The sequence below is a fragment of the Polaromonas sp. YR568 genome (assembly GCF_943369675.1).
Taxonomy (GTDB): Bacteria; Pseudomonadota; Gammaproteobacteria; order Burkholderiales; family Burkholderiaceae_C; genus Polaromonas.
Map to the genome: position 1 here is coordinate 1 of NZ_CALROB020000043.1, position 23,023 is coordinate 23,023.

General features: G+C 65.3%; 23 protein-coding genes. 6 read left to right on the top strand and 17 right to left on the bottom strand.

Annotation, left to right across the window (positions count from 1 at the left end; all coding sequences use genetic code 11):
* Positions 1-449 precede the first annotated feature (449 nt).
* The gene (locus tag ACLV8F_RS19770) at positions 450-1,223 is read left to right on the top strand and encodes a Crp/Fnr family transcriptional regulator (RefSeq protein WP_411885909.1); all 774 of its coding nucleotides are present in this window, start codon (positions 450-452) and stop codon (positions 1,221-1,223) included.
* 123 nt (positions 1,224-1,346) lie between these two features.
* On the opposite strand, the gene ACLV8F_RS19775 is transcribed toward ACLV8F_RS19770, so the two are convergent.
* The 9 genes from ACLV8F_RS19775 to ACLV8F_RS19815 all read right to left on the bottom strand — a co-directional run bounded on the left by ACLV8F_RS19775 (position 1,347) and on the right by ACLV8F_RS19815 (position 8,854).
* The gene (locus tag ACLV8F_RS19775) at positions 1,347-1,682 is read right to left on the bottom strand and encodes a pentapeptide MXKDX repeat protein (RefSeq protein ID WP_411885910.1); all 336 of its coding nucleotides are present in this window, start codon (positions 1,680-1,682) and stop codon (positions 1,347-1,349) included.
* Positions 1,683-1,791: 109 nt separating this feature from the next.
* Entirely contained in the window at positions 1,792-2,586 is a 795-nt protein-coding gene (locus ACLV8F_RS19780) for a molybdopterin-binding protein (protein WP_411885911.1), read from the bottom strand.
* A gap of 22 nt (positions 2,587-2,608) precedes the next feature.
* Positions 2,609-3,208, bottom strand: a complete 600-nt coding sequence (locus ACLV8F_RS19785) for a cytochrome b/b6 domain-containing protein (protein ID WP_411885912.1) — start codon at positions 3,206-3,208, stop codon at positions 2,609-2,611.
* Positions 3,209-3,379: 171 nt separating this feature from the next.
* Positions 3,380-5,428, bottom strand: a complete 2,049-nt coding sequence (locus tag ACLV8F_RS19790; RefSeq protein ID WP_411885913.1) for an SdrD B-like domain-containing protein — start codon at positions 5,426-5,428, stop codon at positions 3,380-3,382.
* 41 nt (positions 5,429-5,469) lie between these two features.
* Positions 5,470-6,297, bottom strand: coding sequence for a hypothetical protein (locus tag ACLV8F_RS19795; protein ID WP_411885914.1), 828 nt, complete (start codon positions 6,295-6,297; stop codon positions 5,470-5,472).
* Complete coding sequence (locus ACLV8F_RS19800) at positions 6,294-6,779, bottom strand: hypothetical protein (protein WP_411885915.1); 486 nt, start codon at positions 6,777-6,779, stop codon at positions 6,294-6,296. Before ACLV8F_RS19800 ends, ACLV8F_RS19795 begins: the two co-directional genes overlap by 4 nt.
* Entirely contained in the window at positions 6,776-7,438 is a 663-nt protein-coding gene (locus ACLV8F_RS19805) for a hypothetical protein (protein WP_411885916.1), read from the bottom strand. The genes ACLV8F_RS19800 and ACLV8F_RS19805 overlap by 4 nt, the downstream gene beginning before the upstream one ends.
* A 98-nt stretch (positions 7,439-7,536) precedes the next feature.
* Entirely contained in the window at positions 7,537-8,184 is a 648-nt protein-coding gene (locus ACLV8F_RS19810) for a hypothetical protein (protein ID WP_411885917.1), read from the bottom strand.
* Between the two features lie 22 nt (positions 8,185-8,206).
* On the bottom strand, positions 8,207-8,854 hold the full coding sequence (locus ACLV8F_RS19815) for a hypothetical protein (protein ID WP_411885918.1): 648 nt from the start codon (positions 8,852-8,854) through the stop codon (positions 8,207-8,209).
* A gap of 216 nt (positions 8,855-9,070) precedes the next feature.
* Here ACLV8F_RS19815 and ACLV8F_RS19820 point away from each other — a divergent pair, with 216 nt between their 5' ends.
* Positions 9,071-9,646 (top strand): VTT domain-containing protein, encoded by a 576-nt coding sequence (locus tag ACLV8F_RS19820; protein ID WP_411885919.1) that lies wholly within the window; start codon positions 9,071-9,073, stop codon positions 9,644-9,646.
* Between the two features lie 29 nt (positions 9,647-9,675).
* On the opposite strand, the gene ACLV8F_RS19825 is transcribed toward ACLV8F_RS19820, so the two are convergent.
* The 5 genes from ACLV8F_RS19825 to ACLV8F_RS19845 form a co-directional block, all read right to left on the bottom strand.
* Positions 9,676-10,005 carry a hypothetical protein gene (locus ACLV8F_RS19825; protein WP_411885920.1) on the bottom strand — a complete coding sequence of 110 codons (330 nt, stop codon included), beginning with the start codon at positions 10,003-10,005 and terminating at the stop codon, positions 9,676-9,678.
* Between the two features lie 123 nt (positions 10,006-10,128).
* Entirely contained in the window at positions 10,129-10,851 is a 723-nt protein-coding gene (locus tag ACLV8F_RS19830) for an amino acid ABC transporter ATP-binding protein (protein ID WP_411885946.1), read from the bottom strand.
* Positions 10,838-11,605 carry an amino acid ABC transporter permease gene (locus ACLV8F_RS19835; RefSeq protein WP_411885921.1) on the bottom strand — a complete coding sequence of 256 codons (768 nt, stop codon included), beginning with the start codon at positions 11,603-11,605 and terminating at the stop codon, positions 10,838-10,840. The genes ACLV8F_RS19830 and ACLV8F_RS19835 overlap by 14 nt, the downstream gene beginning before the upstream one ends.
* A gap of 20 nt (positions 11,606-11,625) precedes the next feature.
* Entirely contained in the window at positions 11,626-12,390 is a 765-nt protein-coding gene (locus ACLV8F_RS19840; RefSeq protein WP_411885922.1) for a basic amino acid ABC transporter substrate-binding protein, read from the bottom strand.
* Positions 12,391-12,589: 199 nt separating this feature from the next.
* On the bottom strand, positions 12,590-13,480 hold the full coding sequence (locus tag ACLV8F_RS19845; protein ID WP_411885923.1) for a dienelactone hydrolase family protein: 891 nt from the start codon (positions 13,478-13,480) through the stop codon (positions 12,590-12,592).
* Positions 13,481-13,815: 335 nt separating this feature from the next.
* Here ACLV8F_RS19845 and ACLV8F_RS19850 point away from each other — a divergent pair, with 335 nt between their 5' ends.
* From ACLV8F_RS19850 to ACLV8F_RS19860, 3 genes are all read left to right on the top strand, one after another.
* Positions 13,816-14,625 carry a DUF2726 domain-containing protein gene (locus ACLV8F_RS19850; RefSeq protein ID WP_411885924.1) on the top strand — a complete coding sequence of 270 codons (810 nt, stop codon included), beginning with the start codon at positions 13,816-13,818 and terminating at the stop codon, positions 14,623-14,625.
* 99 nt (positions 14,626-14,724) lie between these two features.
* Positions 14,725-15,009, top strand: coding sequence for an HNH endonuclease (locus ACLV8F_RS19855; RefSeq protein ID WP_411885925.1), 285 nt, complete (start codon positions 14,725-14,727; stop codon positions 15,007-15,009).
* On the top strand, positions 15,006-17,804 hold the full coding sequence (locus tag ACLV8F_RS19860) for a 7TM diverse intracellular signaling domain-containing protein (protein ID WP_411885926.1): 2,799 nt from the start codon (positions 15,006-15,008) through the stop codon (positions 17,802-17,804). The genes ACLV8F_RS19855 and ACLV8F_RS19860 overlap by 4 nt, the downstream gene beginning before the upstream one ends.
* A gap of 6 nt (positions 17,805-17,810) precedes the next feature.
* Here ACLV8F_RS19860 and ACLV8F_RS19865 read toward each other — a convergent pair whose 3' ends face one another.
* Together ACLV8F_RS19865 and ACLV8F_RS19870 are read right to left on the bottom strand one after the other, a co-directional pair.
* Complete coding sequence (locus ACLV8F_RS19865; protein WP_411885927.1) at positions 17,811-18,932, bottom strand: 2OG-Fe(II) oxygenase; 1,122 nt, start codon at positions 18,930-18,932, stop codon at positions 17,811-17,813.
* A 43-nt stretch (positions 18,933-18,975) separates the two neighbouring features.
* Positions 18,976-20,418 (bottom strand): TolC family outer membrane protein, encoded by a 1,443-nt coding sequence (locus ACLV8F_RS19870; protein WP_411885928.1) that lies wholly within the window; start codon positions 20,416-20,418, stop codon positions 18,976-18,978.
* 201 nt (positions 20,419-20,619) lie between these two features.
* Here ACLV8F_RS19870 and ACLV8F_RS19875 point away from each other — a divergent pair, with 201 nt between their 5' ends.
* On the top strand, positions 20,620-21,093 hold the full coding sequence (locus tag ACLV8F_RS19875) for a helix-turn-helix domain-containing protein (protein WP_411885929.1): 474 nt from the start codon (positions 20,620-20,622) through the stop codon (positions 21,091-21,093).
* Positions 21,094-21,145: 52 nt separating this feature from the next.
* Here the strand turns inward: ACLV8F_RS19875 and ACLV8F_RS19880 are convergent, their stop codons facing one another.
* Complete coding sequence (locus tag ACLV8F_RS19880) at positions 21,146-22,999, bottom strand: ABC transporter ATP-binding protein (RefSeq protein ID WP_411885930.1); 1,854 nt, start codon at positions 22,997-22,999, stop codon at positions 21,146-21,148.
* Positions 23,000-23,023: the final 24 nt, after the last annotated feature.

The following is a 23,023-nucleotide window of genomic DNA, read 5'->3' on the forward strand; positions in this document are numbered from 1 at the left end:
ACAGGTGGACAAACTGGTGCAGGCCATGGCGGCCTTTGCCCCTCCGGCCGCGGGGCAGACCACGCTGCCGGCGAATTACCAGACGTCGCTCGCGCCTGTGCTGGCGGCCAACTGGAAGTGAAGGTGGATTGGGCCGCGGCGCACGGCAATGGATGGAAGGGCTACCAACCGGAGGCCGGGCCGCAAGACCCGGCCTCCGCGAGCCGGGCGCCGTGGTCATTTTTTTCGGGGCACAAGCCTGGGCGGGCGATGCCTGGGTTCAAAGCCGGAATGCTGCACTGCGCAATGGCTCAGGCCGTGACGGGGGACAGGTTCCGAGGGTTCTCCCTTGTTGCCGCGCGCGCACGCATGCGGGAATATCCGGATGGAAACGATGCCGTCCTACATCGTTGGGTGAAAAGGACTCCTACAATCGGCCCCACATCTGGAGGCGCCTATCGCGTATTGCCGTGTCTCACTATGCTGCCCACATCTTGCAGAAGGCCGGGGTTTCCGAGGCCGTGGCGCAGGGTGTTGCCTCCAGGCTTTCGCTCAGGGCTTATGACACGCAGGAAGTGATTTGGGCCAAGGGCGGTGAGGTCCATGCGTGGCTGTTCATCGTCAGCGGCATGGTGGCCGCCGCGGCCCGCGCCGACGATGGGCGGTCTGTTCCGATCGCCATTTATGGCGCGGGTTCCTGGTTCGGCGAGCAGCCCCTGCTGAACCGCACGCCCTCACACCTGGAATACATCTGCCTCGCGCCTACGCAGGTCCTGAACATGCCGACGGCGGTGCTGTGGCAGCTTTTCAACACCGAGGCGGGATTCGCGCGCTACATCGCCACGGTGGCGGCCTGGCGGGCGCAGAAGAATGCGGAAATGCTGGTGCTGATGAAGCTGGGCAATCCCTGCCTGCGCGTGGTGATGGGCATCGCGCAATTCGCCGAGGCGCTGGTTTCCTGTTCTGAACGGCCGGCCACGGAAGGGCTGGACGGCGGTATCGCCATTCCGGTGACGCAGTCGGTCATCGCGGCAATGTGCGGCGTCTCGAGGGCGGCGTTTTCGGAATACGTGCAACCCCTGGCGGCAGAGGGCTGGCTGGCCATCAGCTACGGGCAGATTGAATTGCTGTCGCTGGCGACGTGGCACCGTTTCTACAAAAACCGGCGCATGCAACCCACGACGCACACCAACCCGACGATAGAGGAGTTGCTGGTGGAATTGCAGCGCGCCTCCCATCTGTAAGTCCACGTGCCGCTATTTCCGGCTTGAGATAGCCATGGGCGGTGGGCGCGACGCCGGGCGCCGTTGATGGCGGGCGACCGGCGCCCGGGGGCCGGCCCCTAAGCGTGGCCGCTGCCGCTGTTTTTATTTCTTCATCTCGTCTTTGCCCATCGCATCCTTGCCCATGGCGTCTTTTTTCATGCCGTCCTTGGCCATGGCGTCCTTCTTCATCTTGTCTTTTTTGGCCATGGCCATCTTGTCGTCGTGCTTCATGCCGTCTTTCGCCATCGCGTCTTTACCCATCGCGTCCTTGCCCATGGCATCTTTGGCCATCGCGTCTTTCTTCATGCCGTCCTTGGCCATGGCGTCCTTGGCCATGGCGTCTTTTTTCATGGCGTCCTGGGCCAGTGCGCTGCCGCCGGCAGCGAGCAGGCAGGCGCTGAGGAGGGCTGCGGTCAAAGTCTTGGTGTTGATGTTCATGATGCTGTTGTCCTTGATGAAAAAATGTTGGAAAGTCATTGATGAAAAAACGGCAAAGCATTGGAAATGCATGAATGCCTTGCCGGCGTTGCGGGGTGTCTGAGCGGGCTCAGCTACCTCCGAACCAGTTGTAGCCCTGGTCTTCCCAGTAGCCGCCAGGGTAGGTGTTGGTGACAAAAATCGCCTGGATGTGTTTGGGGTTCTTGTAGCCGAGCTTGGTGGGCATGCGCAGCTTCATCGGGAAGCCGTATTTGGGCGGCAGCACCTGGCCGTCGTACGTGAGCGCCAGCAGGGTTTGCGGGTGCAGGGCGGTGGCCATGTCTATGCTGGTGAAGTAGTCGTCGGCGCATTTGAAGCCGACGTACTTCGCGCTGGTGTCGGCACCGACCTTGCGCAAAAAATGGAAGAAGGGCACGCCGCCCCATTTGCCGATGGCGCTCCAGCCTTCGACACAGATGTGGCGCGTAACCTGGTCGGCCTGGGGCATGGCGCGCAGTTCGGGCAATGACCATTTGCGCCTGTCGGCGACCAGGCCGGCGACTTCGAGGCGGTAACTTTCTTCGTCCACTTCGCGCACTTCGTCTTCGCTGTAGTAGGCGTTGAAGGGAAAGGGCCGGGTGATCATGGAGTCGGGGTAGGTGGGCGCGAGCCGGTTCGGGTCAAAGAGCAGGCCCTGCACGTCGTCGTTGAGGCGCGAGATGCGGGTGAGGGCGGTGTTGACGGATTCGCTGTCGTCGAGCATGCAGCCGCTCAGCATGGCCAGGCCGCCCAGGGTGAGAGAGCCGCGCAGGAAGTTGCGGCGGGCCGTTGAGAGTTTGTTGGCCGTGGCGATGCGGTCCACGGCTTCCTGGAGGACGGCGTCTGCGTCGATATGGTGAAGGCGCCTGGGGCGTTGGATGTTCATATTGTTTCCTGGAGCGTGCGGCTCAACGGCCGCGCAGCATATAGACCAGCGTTTTGGGCACCAGCGCCACCATGACGAGGTGGACCACCACAAAACCGGCGAGCGCCGCCATGGCAAAAAAGTGGACGAGGCGCGCGCCTTCATAGCCGCCCATGAGTTCGCGCAGGATGGGGAATTGCACCGATTTCCACAGCACCAGGCCGGACAGCACGATGAGCACGCTGTCGGCCATGACAAACAGGTAGGCCAGGCGCTGCACCATGTTGTAGTGGCGCGGGTCGGCGTGGGCCAGCTTGCCTTTGAAGGCGGCCAGCAGGTCGGCGGCGATGCCTTTGATGGAGAGCGGAAAGAATTTGTGGAACAGCCGGCGCGTGAAGAGGTTGAATCCCAGGTAGAGGATGCCGTTGAAGAACAGCAGCCACATGGCGGCGAAGTGCCACTGCAGCGCGCCGCCCAGCCAGCCGCCCAGCGTGAGGTCTTTGGGAATACTGAAGCCCAGGAAGGCGGTGGCGTTGTAGATGCGCCAGCCGCTCATCATGAGCACCACCACGGCCAGCGCGTTGAGCCAGTGCATGGCGCGCAGCCAGGCTGGGTGTATGGCTTGTTGTTTGCCGGTGTTCATCAGCTGCTCCTCAGGGTTGCCCGCAATGCCCGGCGCTTTCGTCAAACAACGAAGGAGCCGGAATTTCCGCCGCGGTGTTGCCGCGTGTTGGGGTTTGGTCGGACGGGGCGCGGCTTTCTTACAGCGCTCTTGAAATTTATTTGCCGGCGGAGCGAGCTTCGCGGGATCGCTTCAGCGTTCACGTTGCACGGCGAAATCCAGCGAGTGGGTCTGGCGCACCAGGATCCTGGTTTTGACGGGCTCTCGAAGCACCGGGCTCCACGGCAAGGGAACGTTGTCGGATGAGACCTCAACCAGGTGCTCGCCGGCGGCGACGGACGGGTATTCGTAGCGGCCCTGGGCGTCTGTTTGCGTCACGTAGCGCCGGTCAAGCATGACGGTGACGTTGGGCACGCCGCCTTCGGAGGCTTCGCGCCGCCCGTTGGCGTCGGCGTCGAAAAACACGGTGCCGGCCAGGCTGCCGGCGCCGGTCCCGGGCATGCCGCCCAGCGGCGCGGTCGCCATGCCGGCATGGTCCTGGTAGCGCAGCAGCAGCTGGATGCTGCGATTGGCCTGGGTACTGGTATTGGCCGGCGGCTGCAGCGTCGCCGCGGTCAGGGCCGATACGACCAGCGCCTGTGGGGTTTCCTGGCCGCGCGATTCGGTGTAGCGCAATGAGAGCGACCAGCCGCCGGACGGCTGCCAGTTCACGCCGATGTTGGCATTGAGCGACTCGCCGCCGTTGCCGCGCGTGCCGCGCAGCGAGGCGTCCACCGACCATTGTGGCCAGGGCGACACGGTGCCGAGCACGCCCCAGACCAGCCCGCTGCCGGGATTGGCGCTTCCGTGTATGCGCTCCAGGGCCAGTGAGGTGCTCAGGAGGGCGGTCCACAGCACGGGCCAGCTGTGGTCGACGCCCAGGCGCAGGGTGCGCGCGCCGGAGGCCTTGGCCAGGTCGGCCCGCCACTGTGTCTGGCCCCAATCGCCGGCGCGGTTCCATGAGAACTGGACCGACTGCCCCGGGCTGGTGATGCTGCGAAAACTCAGGGCGGCCGCGACGGTGTTGCTGATGTCCAGCAGGTAGCGGCCGTTCAGGTTGACGAATGCGCTGCCACCGGAGGCGGCGCCGCCCGCCTGGCCGCCGCTGACGGTGCCGCTCAGCTCGGCGGCAAAACCGGCCTGCCACTGGCGTGTGGCAGTGTCGCCTTGCCAGTACACACCCTGCAGGTCGCCGGCAAGCCCGGTGGTGCCCCAGCGAAGATTGGGCTCGAAGCGGAAGACGCCGGCCGCTTGGCGCCAGCGTTCGCTGCGCCAGGCGGCGTCCAGCCAGAGGCCGCTTGCACCGCCGCTCTGTGTGGCCGTGCTTTGCACCACGTTGGCCTGCAGGCGCAGGCCGCCCACGCGCTCATGGGCCGCGCCGTAGCCGGCGGCCAGGCCGGATCCCCAGGGGGAAGGGCCCTCCCAGGACACGGCGGCGAACCAGGCGCGCGTGTCCTGGGTGATGCCGAACCCCCCGCCGTCGGGAATGTTTTTGCCGTCCATGAGCTGGAGGGCCGCATCGGCGCGCCCACCCGTTCCGGGTGTCATGGCTGCGGGCAGGCGAAATTGCCCGCCGGCCGACGTGATGCGGCCTGCCGAGCTTTCGAACCCGCTGCTGTTGAACCCGGTGAAGAGGCCGGTGTTGCCGGTGGCGGCGTTGAGGTCGATGGAATCGGGGAGATACCACTGGCCGCCTGCGCCGTGCAGGGGCGTTGCCGGTATGGAGACCCGGCCCGTGCCGCGCGCCAGCCGGGTGCCGGTGGTGCTGATGTTGCCGGCGTTGTGGTTGGCGAACCAGCCGCCGTCCAGCGGCAATGCGCGCTGGTCTATGCGCCAATCGCTGTTGCCGCCCTGCGCCCGGTAGCCCGATGCGCCTGCGCCTTGCCGGGTAAGGCCGGCATGCACGGACAGGGCGCCATGGTTGGGGGTTTCCATGAAGCCGCCCAGGTCCAGCGCGCTGGTCGCACTGTTGCCGTTTCCCGTCTGTTTGAAGACGGCGTAGTCCGCGTGCCAGCTTCGCGGCCAGCCGGTTTCGTTGTACTCGCTGGCCTTGAGCTGCAGGCCGCCGTCCAGGCCCGGCTGGCCGTCGATGACGCGGTCAACGTAAGAGCCCGGAGCCTGCGTGCTGGCCGGCTGGCCCAGCGCCGCGGCGCTTGTGAAGAGCAGGCCCAGGCCCGCGAGGCCGCGGCGGCGCCATGTCATCAAAAAAGGAAGGAGGGCGGCCGGCGGATGCGCCTGCCCATTCATGGCGCGAAAAGCTGTTCGATGTTGTGTGTTTTGCCCTTGCCCCATTCGAGCTTTCCGCGCACCGTGACGGGAAAGCGGATGGCCGCGGCGCTGTCCGGGTCGCCGGGGCGCGTCGCGCCCAGCGCGATGCCGCGTGTTTCGCCGGGCAGTATCGGGGTGTTGGCGGGCGAAAATTCAAGCGCGGTGCCGGACGCGTCCGTGCCGGTCAGGAAGCCGCCGACGCGGCCGTGGGCGGTGCCGCTGTTGCGTATCTGCAGGACGGGTGTGGGCTGGCCGTTCACGGCCTGAATCCCGGCCCCGGCAACGCTTAATTCCGGTGCGGCACCGCCGACGGCCGCATAGACCACGATGCCCAGGCGGGCCGAAAACGGCATGGGCGGGCCCGACGCCATGCGGGTGAGCTGCTCCTGGCCTTCGAGCATGATGGCGAAACGGCACTCCCCGGCCGGGGCGTCGGCGGGCACGTCGATTTCGAAACGGAAACGGTAGGGCCGCCCGCCCGCCATGATGAGCTCGCGCCGCTCGATGGCGATCCAGGGCCGGCAACTGCCCGGTTGCAATTCGTCGAAGAAGGTGGCCGCGTTGTCCGCGCCCAGGCGCCAGTCGGCCGTCTTGATGCCGAAGGTGGCCGATGTTGGCGACGCATTGGTGATTTCGATAACCTGCCGGCTGCGTTCACCCGGTTTGAGTTCGAGTTCAAAGCGCGCGGGAGATACCGCCAGCGCGAACTCGGCGGCAACGGGGCAGGGTGCGGCCAACATCATCGCCAGGCTAAAAAGGCCCGCCGCGCAGCGCCGGGCGAGTGCCGGACCAGGCTTGTTCATGGGGTATCCACCTCAAAATAAAACTGCAGCGACTGCGGGGATGCCAGCGCCCGGCCGTCGGTCCTGAGCGTCAGCTCTATGGTTTCTTCCAGGGAGGCCATGCCGGCGATACCGTCATACATCAGCGTGCGCGCACCGCTTCGGACGCTGCCCGGCAGCAGCCGGCCTTGCGTGCGCCATGTGGCGTGGACGGGTTCACCCGCCGCCGGCGCCAGCCCCATATAAAGTTTGACGGGCTGGTGCAGCCAGCGCGACAGGTTCAGGCGCAGGGCCACGCGCACGCTGGCCTCCACCGAGTTGTCGGCCCCGCGGCCCGGAACCAGCTGCCGCCAGCGCATGGGAAGCACGCCCTGGCTGACAACGGTGCCGCTGTCGTCCACGCGCGCCGTGCCGGCCGCCGCGCGGTCATGGGCGCACAGGCTCGCCGCCAGCAGGCAGGGCGCGAGGACGATGCGCGCCAGGGGCGACGGCCGGCCCTTCATGGGGCGGTCAGGGTGTAGGTCGCCCTGCCGGTGAAGGTGCCAGAGCCCACCAACTGGGTATTGGCGTAGCTGAACTGCAGGCAGCTTTCAAACCAGGTGTTGCGCGCGATGCTGAGCAGGGTTTGCGGCGCGCCGCCGACAAACGTGCCGTTGGAAATGGTGGGCGCCGAGTCGGATGCACCGGCTGAAACCCACGACACCGTACTGAAGGGAATGGTGCTGCCGCTGATGCTGGTCAGCGACGCTGGTGTGGTCGCGGTCAGGGTGGCATTGGCCCCCGTACCCGGCGTGCGGTAGAAGCCGCCTACATAGACCTGCGCGGGTATGGTGCAAAACGCGAAACCATCGAGGGGACTTGCCGCGACAGTGCTGTCGGTGGTCATGGCGACCGGGCCCGTTCCCAGGCTGGCTGCCGGAACGGTGGCGCTGACGCGGTTGATGGTGGCGTTGTTTCCGGGAATGCCGCCGGAGTCGAAAGTACCCCCGGTCATGGTGCCGGAACCCACTTGCAGGAACAGTGAACGCGTGCCCGGTGTGATGCTGACGGAAAAGGCTTGGGCGCCGGCGCACAGCAAGGCGCTGCCGATGGCGATGAACCCGCTCCGCGCGCCCGGTGTACCGCGGTGAAAAGGCGATGCAAAGGCAAGTGGGGCACGCATGGGCGTCGCTTTTACGTTGGTCTGGGAGGGGGCAAGGAAATGATCAAGGAAATGGCCCCACGGGGGAGGCCATTTTTTTTCGCGAGGCGCTTGAAAGATCAGAGCTGGGTCGCGGTGTAGGTCACGCGCCCATTTTTCGCGGCTGTGCCGCCGTAGGTGCCGGCAGCGGGGATGTTGGCATTGAGGTAGCTGTAGGTCCACTTGCCCTCGACGCGAACCAGGCGGTTGGTGGCCGTCAGGGTGGCGGCCGTGCCCGCGCCGCCGGCAACGCCGGTGTTGAATGCGGGGTGGGTGATGGCGGCATTGGTGAAGCCGGACGTGGTGGCGGCCAGGGCCGCGCCTGCTACGCTGATCTGGCTCCAGGGAATGGTTTCGCCGGCGGTGCCGGTCGTCAGGGCGCCGGTGGTGGCGGAGTTCAGACTGATGTTGCCGCCGTTGCCGTAAACGCGCACCGTCACGGCGCCCGCGGTCAGGTCGCCGCCGGTACCGGCAATGACGCTGGCGTCGCCCACATTGGCGGCCGGCACCGTGAACGTGGTGGAGTCAACGGTGCTGTCGGTGGCCGTATTGCCGGAGCTGGTGCCGACGCGCAGGAACAGCACCTGCGGGATGATGACCGTCATGTCCACGCGCGCCGCCGCGGTTGACGTGGTGATTGCGGGGGCGGTGTAGGTGGATTCAGCGTGGGCTGGGGCCACCAGCGCTCCGGCGAGGCTCAGCAGGCTGGCAAGAAGTACTTTTTTCATCATGGTTCTCCTGGTTAAGAAATCAGAGCTGCGTGGCGGTGTAGGTCACGCGGCCTTTGTTGGCGACCGTGCCGCCATAGGTGCCGGCAGCAGGCATATTTGCATTGAGGTAGCTGTAGGTCCACTTGCCTTCGACGCGGACCAGGCGGTTGGTGGCCGTCAGGGTGGTCGCCGTGCCGTTGCCGCCGCTGGCGCCGGTGTTGAATGCCGGGTGCGTGATGGCGGCATTGGTGAAGCCGGAAGTGCCGCTAGCGAGGGCCGCGCCCGCCACGCTGATCTGGCTCCAGGCGATGGTTTCGCTGGCGGTGCCGGTCGTCAGGGCGCCGGTGGTGGCGGAGTTCAGGGTGATGTTGCCGCCGTTGCCGTAAACGCGCACCGTCACGGCGCCCGCGGTCAGGTCGCCGCCGACACCGGCAATGACGCTGGCGTCGCCCACATTGGCGGCCGGCACCGTGAATGTTGTTGCGTCAACGGTCGCCGTCGTCGACGTGTTGCCGGCGCTGGTGCCGACCCGCAAAAACAGGACTTGCGGAATGACAATGCTGAAATCGAGGCGCGCCGCCGCCGTCGAAGCGGTGGTTGCGGGGGTGGTAAAGGTGGATTCGGCCTTGGCCGGCAAGGCCAGCAGGCTGGCGAGGCCCAAGGCACTGAGTGCAACGATTCTTTTCATGAAAACTCCTCAGTCAGGATTGAAAAAGCTGACTTGAGGTTACTGATATTTGTTGCCAAGTTGTAAGCAATAGTCCGCGCGAAGACATTCTTCGTTAGCTTTTCAGATCGAGTTGCCGAATACAGACATCGAGATATGGATGTTCGAACGACAGCGCTGATGTTGAATGCCTTGCGCCACACATCCCGGCCCAGGCTTTCAGAAAACGCCCGTAACATGCTCCAGATGCAACGCTTCAAACGACTGTTCGCCGTTCTGGCCTTCCTGGCCCTGCTGCTGGCGGTGTTCCAGCTCTCGGGCCTGCGGGACAACTTCAACCTGGCTTTCCTGCACCAGAAATTCCTGGACAACGAAGCCACGGGCTTGCTGATCTTTATTGCACTCTTCGCGCTGGGAAACCTGATCCAGATCCCGGGCTGGATCTTCCTGGCGGCCGCGGTGCTGGCGCTGGGCGAGGTATTGGGCGGCGTGGCGACCTACCTCGCGGCGGTGGTCTCATGCGCCTTTACCTTCTGGCTGATACGCCTGCTGGGCGGCGATGCCTTGCGGCAGATCAAAGGCGGCTGGGCGCAACGCGTGCTCGCGCAACTCGACGCGCGGCCGGTGGCCAGTATCGTGGTGCTGCGCATGCTGCTGCAGACCGTGCCGGCGCTCAACTATGCGCTGGCGATGTCGGGCGTGAAGTTTCGCGACTATATGCTGGGCACGCTGCTGGGCCTGCCGCTGCCGATTGCGCTGTACTGCGTGTTTTTTGATTACCTGGCGCGGGTGCTCAAGGTGCCGGGGTATTAGAAGTCCCTGGCCTTGTTGCGGGGGGGCAACTAGCGCCAGAGACAGGACAGCTGCGGTGTTCCCTGGGTCAGGGCAGCGCAGAAACCGAACACCACCAGGCTGGCGATGAAGACAAAAAAAGCGGTGCGGGACCGGTCCCCCATCTTCACCAGCGCTTCATCGCTCAGCGATTTGTACTCTCCCCAGATAAGAAAGCGCTGGGCGGCCGCGTAATGCTTGTTGCCGTCTTCCGTCCACAGCTTTTTTTGGGTGCCAAGTTCCGCCCATATGGCGGGGAGTGTTTTCTCCAGGCTCCTCACAAATCGGTGCTGCAAGACACCCGAAGGAATGGCGGCAAGCACTACCAGGCCAAATGCCATGGTGGAAATAAAGTCTGGATGGCTGCACATGCGCTGTGACGAATCAGGGCCCGGATTTGCGGGAGTGCTTGGCGGCAAGGAAGAAAGCGCAGCCGCCCGCTGTGGGGCGGCCGCGCAATGTCTTCAAAGTACCTTGCTCAGGAAGCGTTTGGTCCGCTCTTCCCGCGGGCTGTCGAAGATTTCCGATGGTGTGCCTTCCTCGACCACCAGGCCTTCGTCGATGAACAGCACGCGGTCGGCCACCTGGCGGGCAAAGCCCATTTCGTGGGTGACGACGACCATGGTCATGCCTTCTTCGGCCAGGGCCTGCATGACGGCGAGCACTTCGCCGACCATTTCGGGGTCGAGCGCGGAGGTGGGTTCGTCGAACAGCATGATGCGCGGCTGCATGGCCAGCGCGCGGGCAATCGCCACACGCTGTTGCTGGCCGCCGGAGAGCTGGTTGGGATAGGCGTCTATCTTGTCGAGCAGGCCGACCTTGATGAGCAGCTCGCTGGCGCGGTTGCGCGCTTCCAGCGCCGTGAGCTTGCGCACCTTGGTGGGGGCCAGCGTGATGTTTTCCAGCACGGTCTTGTGCGGGAACAGGTTGAAGCGCTGGAACACCATCCCGATTTCGGAGCGCAGGGCGTCGACGTCGGTCTTGGGTTCGTGCACCGAGACGCCGTGCACCAGCACTTCGCCGCCGCTGGCGTCTTCCAGGCCGTTGAGGCAGCGCAGGAAGGTGCTTTTGCCGGAGCCGGAGGGGCCGATCACGCAGACGACTTCGGTGGCCTTGATGGCGCAGTCGATGCCGCGCAGCACCGGCGTTTGGCCGAACTGCTTGGTCAGGCGCTTAACGTGAATCACCTCGTCCATAACGAGCCTCCAGTTTCTTGACGAGGTAAGCCAGGCCCAGCGTCAGCACCCAGTACATGACGGAGATGGTGAGGTAAGGCTCCCAGTAGCGTGAATAGGCGCCGGCGACGGTGCGCGCGGCGTAGGCGAGTTCGGCCAGGCCGATGGCCGAGATCAGCGACGAGTCTTTCAGCAGCGCGATCGCGTTGTTGCCCAGCGGCGGCAGCATGCGGCGGAAAGCCTGCGGCAGGACGACGTGGTACATGGTGCGCGGAAACGACATGCCCAGCGAACGCGAGGCTTCGACCTGGCCCTTGTCGATGGATTGGATGCCGGCGCGGAAGATCTCGGAGATGTAGGCGCCGGCATTGAGCGTGAGGGCCACGATGCCGGAGAGGAAGGCGCCGTAGTTCTGCTTGATGTTGCGCGCGGTTTCACCCGAGATGAAGATGCCGTCGGTCGGGTTGATGAACAGCGGCAGCACGGCGAAGTGGATCAGCAGGATTTGCACGAACAGCGGCGTGCCGCGGAAAAAACTCACGTAGACGGTGGACGGCCAGCGCAAGGCGTATTTGCAGAGTTCGCGCGCGGGCGAGTGGCGCGATTCGGCGACGCGCGCCATGCCGATGGCCAGGCCCAGCGCGGTGCCCTGCACGATGCAGATCAGCGTCACCAGGATGGTCATCTGCAGGCCGCGCCAGAACAGCACGCCGTACTCCGCGATGATGTCGGCCCGGAACCAGCCGAACCAGAGGACTTGCTCCATGACGGGTAAGTCTCAGCGGATTATTGTGCGGGCAACGCGGGAGCGTCGGCCTGGAACCACTTCTTGTAGATGGTGGCGTAGCTGCCGTCGGCCTTGACGGCTGCCAGGCCCGCGTTGAGCTTGTCCAGCAAGGCCTTGTTGCCCTGTTTCACGACGATGCCGAAGTATTCCTTGGGGAAGCTGGCGTCGGACACGGTCTTGAGCTGCTTGTGTTCCTGGGTGCGGAAGGCGATCACGCCGTTGTCGCCGATGGCGGCGTCCAGGCCGTTGTTGGCCAGCTCGGAGATCACCACGGGGGTGCTTTCAAAGCGGCGGATGTCGGGGTTGGTCTTGCCGAATTCGCGCGAGGCCATGTCGTCGCCGGTGCTGCCGGTGACCACGCCGATTTTTTTGCCGGCCAGGTCTTTCAGGCCCTTGGCGGTGCTGTTGGCCTGCACGGCGATCAGCTGGCGCGCTTCGAAGTAGGGGGTGGTGAAGTCGTAGGACTGCTTGCGCTTGTCGTTGATGGTGACGCCGGAGATGACGAGGTCCACGTCGCCGTTGTTGAGCGCGGCGAAGATGCCGGTCCACGGGGTGTTGACGATCTTGATCTGCAGGCCGGCCTTCTGGGCGACGGCCTTGATCATGTCGACGTCGTAGCCGACGATTTCCTTGGTCGGGCTTTCATAGGCAAACGGGCGGTAGGTGGCGCTGGAGCCGACGACCAGCTCCTTGTTCTGGGCCTGGGCGGCGAAGGCTAGGGTGAGCAGGCCGGCGGTGGCGGCGACTTTGTGCAGGAGGTTCATGGTGATTCCAGAGGGAAGGGGTAAAAAATGCTTGCCGGTCCGCACGCGGGGACGAAAAAGCAAAAGTAGCCAATGGTAACGCCTGCAAAAGCCGTGCCCGGGAGCGCGCGGGCAGGGTTTTCGCGAAGACGGGACGGGCGGCGGCGAAAAAGGCCCAGGAGGCGCCTAAACAGGGGCCAAAAGGAGGGCTCCGGGGCGGTCAGGCCCTGAGTTGTCGGTTGAAAAACGCCAGCGTGCGCTCCCAGGCCAGCTTGGCGGCGGCCGCGTCATAGCGCGGCGTGGTGTCGTTGTTGAAGCCGTGCTGGGTGCCGGGGTACTGGTAGGCGGTGAAGTTCACGCCGGCCGCCTTCAGGGCCGCCTCATAGGCCGGCCAGGAGGCGTTGATGCGCTCGTCGACCGCCGCGAAGTGGATCAGCAGCGGGGTTTTGACCTTGGCGGCGTCTTCCACCGGCGGCTGGTTGCCGTAAAAAGGGACGGCGGCGTTGAGTTCGGGCAGGCGGGTGGTCAGCGTGTGCGCCATGCCACCGCCGTAGCAGAAGCCGACCACGCCGAGCTTTCCGCTGCAGTCGTCCCGGCCCTTGAGGTAAGTGACACCGGCCACGAAGTCTTCGGTGCACTTGCGCTGGTCCAGCTTGGCGAACAGTTCGCGCGCCTTGTCTTCGTCGCCGGGGTAGCCGCCCAGGGGCGTGAGGGCGTCGGGCGCGAAGGCGAGGAAGTTGTCCAGCGCCAGGCGGCGCGTGATGTCTTCTATATGAGGGTTGAGCCCGCGGTTCTCGTGGATGACCAGCACGCCGGGCAGTTTGCCCGTGGCGTTCGCTGGCTTGGCGAGATAGCCCTTGACGGTGCCGGTGCCGGCGGAAGACGGGTAGCTGACCGTCTCGGTCTTGATGCGCTTGTCGTCCTTGGCGATTTGCTGCCCCGCGGCAAAATTCGGGCTCAAGGCGGCCAGCAGCGCGGTGGCGGTCATGCCGGCGGTGGCGAACTTCTGGGCGCGCTCCAGGAAGCCGCGCCGGTCCAGCGTGCCGTGCACATAGGCGTCAAACAGAATCAGCAGTTCCTGGTCAAAGTCCTGGGCGGTCTTGAGTGGCATGGGTGGCTCCTGCAAAAAATCCAGCATAACGATTCACGGGCCGGCTGGCAAAGGGCGGGGAGGGGTGCCATGTTCGCCACACTGCCGCGCGCGCATTCGCCGGCCTTCCTGCTATGAAACCCATAGCTGTGAGCTGGCTTACCAGTTGGTTCGTGGGCTTTGTTACGCCTCAGGCGGCGAGAAAACCGGTAAAACCTGCTTTAATAACGGCCTGGGCCGCCGGGCCACCAAATTGACACGGCGGGCTTTCTGTGACTCACTGGGCTCACCGGGGCCGCCCAGCCGCACCGCCTCTGGCACAGCGGCACCCCCAAAAAAACGAGGAGAACCGCATCTTGAACCTGATTTCATGGCTGATGGCACTGGTGGGCGTGGCCGTGGGCGCGCTGGCTGGCATCCTTTTGTACGCCCGCGCCTTGCGGCAAAAAGCCAGTGCAAACCTGCGCGTTCCGAAAAAATGGCCGTTGACCGCGCGCGATGTGGTGACCAGCGACGAGTACGAAGTCTGGAAATGGATGCGCAGCACCTTCCACGACCATGTGGTGATGCTCAAGCTGCCGGTGCTGCGCTTCACCATCCCCGTCGAAAAAGACAAGGACAGGGAAAAAAACAAGGAAAAGAACGAGCGCTTGCTGGAACTGCTCAACGGCGTCTACACGACCTTCACCGTCTGCACGCTGGACGGCAAGGTGGTGGGCTGCGTCGACCTGCGCGGCAAGCGCGACGTGAGCCGGGCCAGCCGTGAACTCAAGGAAAACCTGCTGTCCGATTGCGGCATCGCCTACACCACGGTGAGGGCCAGCCGCCCGCCTACCGTCAGTGCCATGCGCGCCGCCTTCCTGGGCGAAATTCCCGAAGAACTCATCCTGGAAGACCAGGAAACACGCGGCGGCGACAGCAGCTTCCACGCCGATCTCGAATCCTTCACCCGGGAGCGCGTCAAGGCCGCCAAGGATGCGGCCCTGAAGGAACTCAACAAGGAAACCCAGCAGGAGGCCGCCCAGGCGGCCGCCAACCGCAACATCGGCTTCAGTTCCGACGGCAGCAGCGGGCTGCACAGGGGCGACACGGACGACCGCTTTGCTGTGCAATGGGAAGACTCCTTCATCCAGGCCGCGGACACGCGGCCGGCCAGGCGCGAATAAGGGCGGGTCTGTGAGCGTGGGCCCCCTGCAGGCGTTTGCCCCGGCGCGCCCTTCGTTCCTTCGCTGTTTGCCGTTTCCCACCGCTGTGAAATTCCCATCGTGAGCAGGCTGGGCCACACCCGCGACAAGATATACAAGACCGTGGCGCGGCAGCTTCACGGCGTGGTGCCGTGCTGGGTCTGCGGCGAACACGTCACGCCCCAGGCCGCGACGCTGGAGCACATCCGGCCCCTCAGCGAAGGCGGCAACAGCCACGCGGAAAACCTTGCCATCAGCCATGAAGTCTGCAACGGCCAGCGGCATGCCGCCGGCACGGTGCCGGCCTCGGCCGCCGCGCCCGGGCGGGTGCTCAGGGGCGGGGCAGCTCCCGGCGGTCCCGCGTGAAGGCGGGCCTGCGCGATGGCGTGTGGGCGGTGCTGGCCTTGCTGCTGGCGGGCCTGGCTTTTTCGGCCGCCGCGCAAAAGCCTGCGCCGTCCAAAGCGCAGGCAACTCCTTCCGCCGTGATCACGGTCGACCCGGGTAGCGAGGTCACCATCGGCAACGAAGGAAGTTATGCGCTGTCGCGTTCCTTCTCCTACCTTGAAGATGCCGGCGGCGAATTGGTGCTGGCCGGCCTGTTGAAGCCGGACACGCAGGTGCGCTTCCGGCCGGTGGCGCAAAGCGGCTCGGCCACCAACTTCGGGCTCACCAGCGCGGCCATCTGGCTGCGTGTAACGCTTCGCACCGCGCGCGATGCCCCCGCCGACTGGATGCTGGAAGTGGCCTATCCGCCGCTGGACAGGATCGAGCTCTACACGCCGGACGGCAAGGGCGGCTTCACGCGGCAGGTGGGCGGCGACCTGTCGCCGTTTGCCGAGCGCGCCGTGGTGCACCGCAACCACGTGATGCCGGTGCGCCTGAAGCCGGGCGCGGCCACCACGCTTTACCTGCGGGTGAATTCAGGCGGCACGGTGTCGGCGCCGGTCAAACTCTGGCAGCCCGCGGCGCTGTGGCGGCACGACCAGTCCGAGTACGCCACCATCAGCCTCTACTTCGGCCTGCTGATAGGCCTGCTGCTGTACAACCTGCTGCTGTTTTTCTCGGTGCGCGACCGCGCCTATCTGATCTATGTGGCCTTCGTGGCCTGCATGGCGGTCGCGCAAGCGGCGCTGACCGGTTTCGGCGCGCAGTTTCTCTGGCCGGGCCTGCTGTGGTGGAACAGCGTCTCGCCGCCGGCGGGCATGGCCGCGACGGCGGTTTTCGGCCTGCTGTTCGCGCGCAGCTTTTTGTCGAGCGCGCTCAGGATGCCGCAGCTGGACCGCCTGATGCTGGCGCTGGTGGCCGGCTGGCTGCTGGCGCTTCTGGCGGCGCTGGCGCTGCCCTATGTGGTGTCTTCCCTGATGGTGACGGTGCTGGCCGTCTTCAGCGTCGTCACCCTGGTGGTGGTGGGCGTGCTGAGTCTGCGCGCGGGCCACCCGGGCGCCAAATACTTCCTGGCGGCCTGGGCGCTGCTGCTGGTGGGTGTGGTGACGCTGGCCCTGCACAACACCGGCTTCCTGCCGTCCAATGCCTTGACGGCCAACTCGCTGCTGATAGGTTCGGCGCTCGAAATGGTGGTGCTGTCCTTCGCGCTGGCCGACCGCATCAACGTCACGCGCCGCGAGAAAGAGCAGGCGCAGGCGCGCATCACGGCCGAACACGCGATGGTCGAGGCGCTGAGCACCTCACAGGAAAATTTCCGCACGCAGCTCAAAGAGCGCGAGATGATCCTGGAAAACTCCATCGTCGGCATCGCCTTCCTGACGCCGGACGGGCGCTTTCGCTGGGCCAACCAGGCCATGCTGGAAGTCTTCGGCGCCGGCGGCAACCCGCTGACCTCGATGGAGCCGTTTTACCTCTCGCGGGAAGAATACCTGCGGGTCGGCGGCGAGGTGTCCGCCTGCGTCGGCCGCGGCGAAAACTACGAGGCCGAGATCCAGGTCAGGCAGTTCGACGGCACGCTGATCTGGGTGTCGCTGTCGGGCAAGGCCGTCAGCGAGCGCGACCTCAGCCAGGGCACTGTCTGGGTCATCATCAACATCACGCGGCGCAAGGAGCTGGAGGCGCAGCTGGTGCGCACCTCGTCGGAACGTGAAGCCATCCTCAACAGCGCGCTGGTGGGCATCGTGCTGTCGGTGAACCGCCGCCACGAATGGGTCAACGAGAAGTTCGCGCAGATGATGGGCGGCCCGCGCGAGGAGCTCATGGGCCAGCCTTCGAGCTACATCCACCCCGACCTGGCCACCTGGGAGCAGTTTGGCAAGGAGGCGCGCGAAACGCTGATCGCCACCGGCAGCTATATCAGCGAACGCCAGCTCAGGCGCCGCGACGGCCAGCTTTTCTGGGTGCAGATGGCCGGCAGCTGCGTGCAGCCCAAAGACCCCGATTCGGGCGTGATCTGGGCCTTCCTGGACATCACCGAGCGAAAAAAATCGGAAGAGGACACGCGCGAGGCGCTGGAGCAGCAGCGCGCCCTCAATGAGCTGCGCACCCGCTTCGTCGCCATGACCAGCCACGAGTTTCGCACGCCGCTGTCGGGCATCCTCTCGGCCGAGGAACTGCTGCGGCATTACGGCAGCCGTTTGCCCGAGTCCGAGAAGCTGGAAATCCTCGACAGCATCGCCGCCGGTGTGAAGCGCATGACGCGCATGCTGGACCGTGTGCTGCTGCTGGGCAAGGCCGACGCGCAGATGCTGGAGTTCGAACCGCACCCGCTGGACCTGCGGGCGCTGTGCGAATTGCTGGTCGAGGAAGCGCGCATGCAGCAGGCGGACAGCCTGTGCGAGCTGCGCCTGGACTACACGGCGGACCCGGGGCAGGGCCTTTACGACGAAAAACTGCTGCGCCACATCTTCGGCAACCTGCTGTCCAACGCGGTCAAGTATTCGCCGCTGGGCGGCCTGGTGCTGTTTCGCGTGCGCAGCGAGCAGGACATGACGGTTTTGGAAGTCGCCGACGAAGGCATAGGCATACCGGAGGACGAACTGCCGCACCTGTTCGAGTCCTTCCACCGGGCCAGCAACGTCGGCACCATCCAGGGCACAGGCCTGGGCCTGGCCATCGTGCGCAACGCGGTCGACATCCATGGCGGCGCCATCGCCGTGCGCAGCAGCGCCGGCGCGGGGACCACGTTTACCGTGCGCCTGCCGGCCCGGCGCTGAAGAAGCCTAAGCCTTGTAGTTCGCCGAAAGGCTTTCATCGAGGAAGGCATTGTTCGCTTCGCGGATCTTCGCGGCGGCATCGTCATAAAGAAACGGCAGGAAGGCGTAGCGCCTCCCTCGCGTCACGGTGGACACGGCATGCAGCAAGGAGCAGGAGAACACCACGGCGGCGCCTATTTGGGGCTTGAAGGATCTGGGGCCGTATTCCGGGAACCTGATTTCGCCACCCTCGAAATCATCATTGAGGTTGATCGACACCGCGAAGCGCCTGTGGGCCGTGCCGCGCGTGGTGTTGTCGCGGTGGGCGCGGAAATGCGCTTCCTGGTCGGCGCGGTAACAGGCGACGATATAGCGCTCCATGCGCGTGGCCTTGAATTGATGCACTTTGGCGATCTCGGGCACGATGCGGCGATGAATCCATGCCTGCGTCCATTTCACGATCTCCGGCTGCGTGATGTTGTAGTCTTCGCGCCGCTTGTGTTCATGGTCATGGGTGAGGATGGTTTTTCCGTCCTTTTCGCGCATGAAGCCGGATTCCTGGCCCCCGTGGGTGTCGTAAAGCGTGACCAGCCTCCGGCAAAACTCCGGCGGGAAAACGTTGGGCAGCATCAGGATGGGTGCCTGCAGTTCTATGCCGGCGAATAGCGATGGTGGCGGCAGGCTGGAGAGCCAGAACAAAAGAGCGGAGATGTCGTCTGCGTCATTGAGGGGGATTGCCTTCAATACCCTCAGGGTCGGGTCAAGGACGAAGCACAGGCGGCGAATGCCTTTGTGTTGCGGGTTCGCATCCGCGTTGAGCGGAACCACGCCATAAAGCTGGCTGACCTGCGCGTCGAAGTCCCAGAGGAAGCGATAGCCGGGATAGTGGTCGGCGACACGCTGCTCGCTTTCGTCCCGCGGGTCCAGGCTGACACCGAAAAAAGAGCAGTGCAAGTCGTTGAAGATATCCTGCCGCTGCAAGGCCATGTCGATGGCGGCGCGGCCCAGGGGGTCCGCGGCGCTTCCAAAAAAACACAGCACGATGTAGCGCCCGGCCGCAGCATGGAGGGCATAGCGTGGATTCGCGAAGGATCTTTGCCTGAACCAGGGAGCGGGATCGCCCGCGAGAAGATTGGAGTATTTGCTCATGGATTGACCTGGAGACTGTGCGCACGCGGGCGTTTGGCAGGCATCACGGCTGCCCGGTTTCCAGCATGTCGTTGATGACGCTCAGATCGGCTTCGCCCAGCGTGGCGTTCGCGGCCTTGAGGCGCAAACCCTGGACCAGGGTTTCCGCCCGCGCCTTGTGCCAGTCGCGCTGGGCCGTATACAACTGCTGCTCGGCGTTCAGGACTTCCATGTTGATGCGCGTGCCGACGAGGTAACCCACCTTGTTGGCATCCAGCGAACTTTTGCTGGACACAATGGCCGAGCCCAGCGCCTGCACCTGCGCCGCGCCGTTGACGACACCCGCGAAAGCCTGGCGTGCCTGGGTCGCCGCCTGCCTGCGCGCCGCTTCCAGGTCTTCTTCGGCCTTGCCCTTCAAGGCCAGGGCTTCGCGAACGCGCGCCTGCACACCGCCGCCGGCATAAAGCGGGATGGTCAGGCTCACGCCGACCTGGCTGGAGCGCGAGCGCACCGAGATGTCGGCCGGTGAGGTGATGCTTCCCGACGTGAAGTTGCTGCCGTAAGTGGCCGTCATGTCCAGGGTCGGCAAATGCGCCGCCTGGCTTTTGGCGATTTCGCGGTCTGCCACTTCCAGCGTCGCCCGGGCAATGCGCACCTGGATGGATTGCTCGCGGGCGCTGTCCAGCCAGGGCTGGGCGGCTTCGGGCTGGATGCGCGGCAGGGGGCTGTCCGCGCGCAAGCCCGCCAGGCGTGCATGGGAGATCCCCAGGATGCGCGTCAATTCGGCCAGCTTGTTCTGCAACTCATTGCCGGCCACCACCGCCTGGGCGCGCGACAGGTCCAGCCGTGACTGGGCTTCGTGCACGTCGGTCACCGTGCCGGTTCCGCCTTCGAAAGTACGGCGGGCCAGGCTGCGTTGCTGCTCCATGGCGCTGATCTGCAGGTGTGCCACATGTTCGGCTTCCTGCGCCACCAGCACGTCCAGGTAGGCCTGCGCGGTGCGCAGGATCAGGTCCTGTTCGGCCAGCCGGAACTGCGCCTCGGCCAGCAGTTCCTGTTGCCCGGCCTGGTCGAGCGCCGCCGAAGCGGTTGCACGCCACAGGGGTTGCGTCAGTTGCAGGTTCCAGCTGCGGTTATGCACGTCGCGCGGCACAGGCGCCAGTTCGTTGAAAGAGGCTTGCCCGGCCTGCCGGCTGGCGGCGCCGACCAGGCTCACCGCGGGCAGCAGCGCCGCGCGGGCCTGGGGCACCCGTTCGCGTGCCGCCTGCAGCGCGTAGACGGCGCCGCGGTAAATCGGGTCGCGCGCCTGCGCCTGGCGGTAAACCTCCAGCAGGTCGCCGGCCGGCGCGCTGAGAGAGGCGAGCAGGAGAGGCAGGCCGGCCAGCCACAGGGCGCCGCGAGAACGTGGATGGCGGGAATAAGGCTTGGCGATGCTGGAGGATTTCGGCCACGGGGTCGGATGCCTCAGGGCATCCTTACTCCCGGCGGGCGAGTTGTTCGGCTTCATGGCACTGAAAGGAATGTTGCAACACCTGCATGTTGCCGCCCGCATCCGGAGGTCTCAGTTGAGATTGTCCGCATGCGGACAAAATTGGTTGGAAAGTGGCGAAAGAGTCAGGTTATCTCGGGTAGCAGGCGCGGGGCGACCGGCAGGCTGCCCACTGGCGCCGCTTCCGGCGGTCCGGGTGCCCGGCGCTTGGTGATAACCTTGGGGCCGGACGAAACTTCGATGGACCCTTCACCCATGCCAAATATTGCAACGCTTCTCAAGAATGAAATCGCCCGCGTAGCCCGCAAGGAAGTCCGCGCGGAAACGCAAAGCCTGAAAAAGGCCGTCAACGCCCACCGCGGAGAAATCGCCGCACTCAAGCGCAATGTTCGCGCTTTGGAGCAGAAGGTGCGGCAACTCGGAAAATCCCGCCCCGGGAGCCCGCGGGCGGCCGTTGAGCAGGACGAGCCCGCGAGTGCTTCAAGGTTCAGCGCCAAGAGCCTGGCCAGCCAGCGGCGCCGGCTTGGCCTGTCGGCCCACGATTGCGGCCTTCTGGTGGGCGCATCGGGACAATCTATTTACAAATGGGAGGCTGGCAAGGCCAGGCCGCGCGCGGCGAACCTGCCGGGGATTGCGGCCCTTCGAACCATGGGGAAGAAAGACGCGGCCGAGCGCCTGGCCGCATTGGCCTGACGACCAGATTCACTGCGCCGCTTGGCCGCGGCCCGTTGCGGGCGCCGGCGGCTCAGGCGGCCAGCGCTTCCTCTTCGAGGTTGTCGCTCAGGAAACCGCCGCTCTGGTGGGCCCACAGCCGCGCGTAGAGGCCTCCGTTGGCCAGCAGGGTGCGGTGGTCGCCTTCCTCGACGATGCGGCCCTGGTCGAGCACGATCAGGCGGTCCATCGCGGCGATGGTGGACAGGCGGTGGGCGATGGCGATCACCGTTTTGCCCTGCATCAGGGTGTTGAGGCTGCCCTGGATGGCGACTTCCACTTCGGAGTCGAGCGCGCTGGTGGCTTCGTCGAGCAGCAGGATGGGCGCGTCCTTGAGCATCACGCGCGCGATCGCGATGCGCTGGCGCTGGCCGCCCGACAGCTTTACACCGCGCTCACCGACGTGGGCGTCGTAACCCTTGCGGCCGCTGGGGTCGCTCAGGTACTCCACAAAACCGTCGGCCTCGGCGCGCCGGGCCGCCGTGCGCATTTCCTCTTCGGTGGCCGTGGGGCGGCTGTAGGTGATGTTGTCACGCACCGAGCGGTGCAGCAGCGAGGTGTCCTGCGTCACCATGCCGATGTGGCTGCGCAGGCTGTCCTGCGTCACCGCGGAAATGTCCTGGCCGTCGATCAGGATGCGGCCGGCGTCCAGGTCGTGGAAGCGCAGCAGCAGGTTGACCAGTGTTGACTTGCCGGCGCCGGAGCGGCCTATGAGGCCGATCTTTTCGCCGGGCTTGACGGTCAGCGTGAGACCGTCAATGACCCGCAAGCCTTTGCCGTAGCTGAAGCCGATATTGTCGAAGCGCACTTCACCGCGCGGCACGTCGAGCACGGCGGCGTCCGGCTTGTCTTCGATCACGCGCGGGCGTGACAGCGTATTGATGCCGTCCTGCACGGTGCCCACGCTTTCAAACAGGCTGGTCATCTCCCACATGATCCAGTGCGACATGCCCTGCAGGCGCAGCGCCATGGCGGTGGCGGCGGCCACGGCGCCGGCGCCGACCTGGCCCAGGCTCCACAGCCACAACGAGGTGCCGGCCATGCCGAGGATCAGGCCCATGCTGAGCGCGTGGTTGACGATCTCAAAGGCGCTGACCAGCCGCATCTGGCTGTAGCCGGTGTGCATGAACTCCTGCATGGCCGAGCGGGCGAAAGCGGCCTCGCGCTGGGTGTGGGAGAACAGCTTGACGGTGGTGATATTGGTGTAGGCGTCGGTGATGCGGCCCGTCATCAGCGAGCGGGCGTCGGCCTGCTGCTTGCCGATGCGGCCCAGTCGCGGCACGAAGAAAAACAGCGCGGCGATGTAGAGCGCCAACCAGACCAGGAAAGGCGCGATGAGTTTGGTGTCAAAGGCGGCCGCCAGCACCGTCATGGTGGCCACGTAGACGGCCATGGCGACCAGCACGTCGGCCAGCACGAACAGCGTGTCGCGCACGGCCAGCGCCGTCTGCATGACCTTGGTGGTCAGGCGGCCGGCGAACTCGTCCTGGTAGAAAGCCATGCTCTGGCCCAGCATCAGGCGGTGGAAGTTCCAGCGCAGGCGCATGGGGAAATTGATGGCGATGGTCTGGTGCTTGACGATGGTCTGCAGTGCCACCACGACGATGCTGGCCACCACGATCCAGGCCAGCACGGTGAGCGTGGGGCCGTGGTCAATCCACAGGCGCGCCGGCTCGGCCTTGCCCAGCCAGTCGACGATGCGGCCCAGCATGGCGAACATCAGGGCCTCGAAGGCCGACATCGCCGCCGACAACAAGGCCAGCAGCAGGATGTAGCCGCGCGCGCCGCGGCTGCAGGCCCAGATAAAGGCCATGAAGCCTTTGGGCGGCAGGGTGGGCTCGCCCTCGGGGTAGGCGTGTAGCAGTTTCTCGAATTTTCTGAACAACATCGGTGCGGTGGGTGCTTTCTTTCG

Excerpts from the sequence above, each read along its gene's own strand:
- ACLV8F_RS19825 (WP_411885920.1), bottom strand. The coding sequence starts at position 10,005 with ATGGCATTTGGCCTGGTAGTGCTTGCCGCCATTCCTTCGGGTGTCTTG.
- ACLV8F_RS19800 (WP_411885915.1), bottom strand. The coding sequence starts at position 6,779 with ATGAAGGGCCGGCCGTCGCCCCTGGCGCGCATCGTCCTCGCGCCCTGC.
- ACLV8F_RS19870 (WP_411885928.1), bottom strand. The coding sequence starts at position 20,418 with ATGAAGCCGAACAACTCGCCCGCCGGGAGTAAGGATGCCCTGAGGCAT.
- ACLV8F_RS19780 (WP_411885911.1), bottom strand. The coding sequence starts at position 2,586 with ATGAACATCCAACGCCCCAGGCGCCTTCACCATATCGACGCAGACGCC.
- ACLV8F_RS19880 (WP_411885930.1), bottom strand. The coding sequence starts at position 22,999 with ATGTTGTTCAGAAAATTCGAGAAACTGCTACACGCCTACCCCGAGGGC.
- ACLV8F_RS19815 (WP_411885918.1), bottom strand. The coding sequence starts at position 8,854 with ATGAAAAGAATCGTTGCACTCAGTGCCTTGGGCCTCGCCAGCCTGCTG.
- ACLV8F_RS19790 (WP_411885913.1), bottom strand. The coding sequence starts at position 5,428 with ATGACATGGCGCCGCCGCGGCCTCGCGGGCCTGGGCCTGCTCTTCACA.
- ACLV8F_RS19865 (WP_411885927.1), bottom strand. The coding sequence starts at position 18,932 with ATGAGCAAATACTCCAATCTTCTCGCGGGCGATCCCGCTCCCTGGTTC.
- ACLV8F_RS19820 (WP_411885919.1), top strand. The coding sequence starts at position 9,071 with ATGCTCCAGATGCAACGCTTCAAACGACTGTTCGCCGTTCTGGCCTTC.
- ACLV8F_RS19810 (WP_411885917.1), bottom strand. The coding sequence starts at position 8,184 with ATGAAAAAAGTACTTCTTGCCAGCCTGCTGAGCCTCGCCGGAGCGCTG.
- ACLV8F_RS19845 (WP_411885923.1), bottom strand. The coding sequence starts at position 13,480 with ATGCCACTCAAGACCGCCCAGGACTTTGACCAGGAACTGCTGATTCTG.
- ACLV8F_RS19795 (WP_411885914.1), bottom strand. The coding sequence starts at position 6,297 with ATGAACAAGCCTGGTCCGGCACTCGCCCGGCGCTGCGCGGCGGGCCTT.
- ACLV8F_RS19840 (WP_411885922.1), bottom strand. The coding sequence starts at position 12,390 with ATGAACCTCCTGCACAAAGTCGCCGCCACCGCCGGCCTGCTCACCCTA.
- ACLV8F_RS19775 (WP_411885910.1), bottom strand. The coding sequence starts at position 1,682 with ATGAACATCAACACCAAGACTTTGACCGCAGCCCTCCTCAGCGCCTGC.
- ACLV8F_RS19835 (WP_411885921.1), bottom strand. The coding sequence starts at position 11,605 with ATGGAGCAAGTCCTCTGGTTCGGCTGGTTCCGGGCCGACATCATCGCG.
- ACLV8F_RS19805 (WP_411885916.1), bottom strand. The coding sequence starts at position 7,438 with ATGCGTGCCCCACTTGCCTTTGCATCGCCTTTTCACCGCGGTACACCG.
- ACLV8F_RS19785 (WP_411885912.1), bottom strand. The coding sequence starts at position 3,208 with ATGAACACCGGCAAACAACAAGCCATACACCCAGCCTGGCTGCGCGCC.